Source organism: Rhodococcus sp. IEGM 1409, assembly GCF_030056735.1.
In the GTDB taxonomy this organism is placed as follows: Bacteria; Actinomycetota; Actinomycetes; order Mycobacteriales; family Mycobacteriaceae; genus Rhodococcus_F.
The window spans coordinates 1-3452 of record NZ_JASHKN010000020.1 but is presented as its reverse complement, the minus strand read 5'-3'; the positions used below and the strand labels follow the sequence as shown (position 1 = coordinate 3452).

Sequence of the window (3452 nt, the reverse complement as noted above, 5' to 3'; positions counted from 1 at the left end):
TTGTGTGTTGTTTGAGAACTGCACAGTGGACGCGAGCATCTTTGTTGTAAGTAATGAAGAGCGTACGGTGGATGCCTTGGCACCAGGAGCCGATGAAGGACGTAGGAGGCTGCGATAAGCCTCGGGGAGCTGTCAACCGAGCTGTGATCCGAGGATGTCCGAATGGGGAAACCCAGCACGAGTGATGTCGTGTTACCCGCGCCTGAATATATAGGGCGTGTGGAGGGAACGTGGGGAAGTGAAACATCTCAGTACCCACAGGAAGAGAAAACAACCGTGATTCCGTGAGTAGTGGCGAGCGAAAGCGGAAGAGGCTAAACCATGGGTGTGTGATAGCCGGCAGGTGTTGCATTCGTGGGGTTGTGGGGTTCATTTTGTCTGTTCTGCCGAGCAGGCCAACAGTAAGAAATCATGAGGTTAGTGGAAGTGGTCTGGAACGGCCTGTCGTAGAGGGTGAGAATCCCGTACACGAAAACTTTGTGACTGTTGTAATGGAAACCCAAGTAGCACCGGGCCCGTGAAATCTGGTGTGAATCTGTCGGGACCACCCGATAAGCCTGAATACTCCCTGGTGACCGATAGCGGACTAGTACCGTGAGGGAAAGGTGAAAAGTACCCCGGGAGGGGAGTGAAATAGTACCTGAAACCGTGCGCTTACAATCCGTCAGAGCCTTCGAACAGACTTGTCTGTTGGGGGTGATGGCGTGCCTTTTGAAGAATGAGCCTGCGAGTTAGTGGCATGTCGCGAGGTTAACCCGTGTGGGGTAGCCGTAGCGAAAGCGAGTCCGAATAGGGCGATCGTAGTGGCATGCTCTAGACCCGAAGCGGAGTGATCTACCCATGGCCAGGTTGAAGCGACGGTAAGACGTCGTGGAGGACCGAACCCACTTAGGTTGAAAACTGAGGGGATGAGTTGTGGGTAGGGGTGAAAGGCCAATCAAACTCCGTGATAGCTGGTTCTCCCCGAAATGCATTTAGGTGCAGCGTCGCGTGTTTCTCACCGGAGGTAGAGCTACTGGATGGTCTAGGGGGCCCACAAGCTTACCGAAATCAGCCAAACTCCGAATGCCGGTGAGTGAGAGCGCGGCAGTGAGACTGCGGGCGATAAGGTTCGTAGTCGAGAGGGAAACAGCCCAGATCGCCAGCTAAGGTCCCTAAGCGTGTACTAAGTGGAAAAGGATGTGGGGTCGCGAAGACAACCAGGAGGTTGGCTTAGAAGCAGCCACCCTTGAAAGAGTGCGTAATAGCTCACTGGTCAAGTGATCCTGCGCCGACAATGTAGCGGGGCTCAAGTACACCACCGAAGCTGCGGCATTCACGCAATAGCCCCCAGTTGATCCAAGGATTTTCTGGCAGGTGTGTGGATGGGTAGGGGAGCGTCGTGTGGCCATGGAAGCGGCAGGGTGACCTAGCCGTGGAGGCCACACGAGTGAGAATGCAGGCATGAGTAGCGAAAGACGAGTGAGAAACTCGTCCGCCGAATGACCAAGGGTTCCTGGGCCAGGTTAATCCGCCCAGGGTGAGTCGGGACCTAAGACGAGGCCGACAGGCGTAGCCGATGGACAACGGGTTGATATTCCCGTACCCGTGTGAACGCGCCCATGGTGAATCAGTGATACTAACCATCCTGAAGCCACGAGAAGACCTTCGGGTCTCGAGTTGGTGGATGCATGGGACCTGATCTGGTAGTAGCCAAGCGATGGGGTGACGCAGGAAGGTAGCTGAGCCAGTCAGTGGTAATACTGGTGTAAGCGTGTAGGGCGTGACCTAGGCAAATCCGGGTCACATACAGCCTGAGACGTGATGCGTAGCCGATTGAGGCGAATTCAGTGATCCTATGCTGCCGAGAAAAGCCTCTAGCGAGCTTTCACACGGCCCGTACCCCAAACCGACACAGGTGGTCAGGTAGAGAATACTAAGGCGATCGAGATAACTATGGTTAAGGAACTCGGCAAAATGCCCCCGTAACTTCGGGAGAAGGGGGGCCCTGTCTGGTGACGACATTTACTGTCTGAGCTGGGTGGGGCCGCAGAGACCAGTGAGAAGCGACTGTTTACTAAAAACACAGGTCCGTGCGAAGTCGTAAGACGATGTATACGGACTGACGCCTGCCCGGTGCTGGAAGGTTAAGAGGACCGGTTAGTTCCTTCGGGAGCGAAGCTGAGAATTTAAGCCCCAGTAAACGGCGGTGGTAACTATAACCATCCTAAGGTAGCGAAATTCCTTGTCGGGTAAGTTCCGACCTGCACGAATGGCGTAACGACTTCTCAGCTGTCTCAACCGTAGACTCGGCGAAATTGCATTACGAGTAAAGATGCTCGTTACGCGCGGCAGGACGAAAAGACCCCGGGACCTTCACTACAGCTTGGTATTGGTGTTCGGTTCGGTTTGTGTAGGATAGGTGGGAGACTGTGAAACGGTGACGCCAGTTATCGTGGAGTCGTTGTTGAAATACCACTCTGATCGAATTGGACCTCTAACCTCGGACCATGATCTGGTTCAGGGACAGTGCCTGGTGGGTAGTTTAACTGGGGCGGTTGCCTCCCAAAATGTAACGGAGGCGCCCAAAGGTTCCCTCAGCCTGGTTGGCAATCAGGTGTCGAGTGCAAGTGCACAAGGGAGCTTGACTGTGAGACTGACAGGTCGAGCAGGGACGAAAGTCGGGACTAGTGATCCGGCACCGGCAAGTGGAAGCGGTGTCGCTCAACGGATAAAAGGTACCCCGGGGATAACAGGCTGATCTTCCCCAAGAGTCCATATCGACGGGATGGTTTGGCACCTCGATGTCGGCTCGTCGCATCCTGGGGCTGGAGTAGGTCCCAAGGGTTGGGCTGTTCGCCCATTAAAGCGGCACGCGAGCTGGGTTTAGAACGTCGTGAGACAGTTCGGTCTCTATCCGCCGCGCGCGTTAGAAACTTGAGGAAGGCTGTCCCTAGTACGAGAGGACCGGGACGGACGAACCTCTGGTGTGCCAGTTGTTCCGCCAGGAGCACCGCTGGTTAGCTACGTTCGGAAGGGATAACCGCTGAAAGCATCTAAGCGGGAAGCCTGTTCCAAGATGAGGTTTCTCACCCCCTCGAGGGGGTAAGGCCCCCGGCAGACCACCGGGTTGATAGGCCAGAACTGGAAGTCCGGTAACGGATGCAGGTGACTGGTACTAATAGGCCGAGGACTTACCACAAAGAAGCTACGCGTCCACTGTGCGGTATCTGAAACAACACACAGATACCCTGAGAAACATGATTTCTCCATCCCCCAACACCGGAAACATCAGGTGTTGACGGGTGGTGAAACCACGGTTCGAAGGAAGTTACTGTGACAGTTTCATAGAGTTACGGCGGTCATAGCGAAGGGGAAACGCCCGGTCCCATTCCGAACCCGGAAGCTAAGCCCTTCAGCGCCGATGGTACTGCACTCGACAGGGTGTGGGAGAGTAGGACACCGCCGAACAC

The 3452-nt window shown here is 55.1% G+C and carries 2 rRNA genes; both read left to right on the top strand.

Annotated features, from left to right (window positions below):
- Positions 1–44 precede the first annotated feature (44 nt).
- Positions 45–3181, top strand: a 23S ribosomal RNA gene (locus QM716_RS29120).
- Between the two features lie 152 nt (positions 3182–3333).
- Positions 3334–3450, top strand: a 5S ribosomal RNA gene (gene rrf / locus QM716_RS29115).
- The last annotated feature ends 2 nt before the right edge of the window (positions 3451–3452 follow it).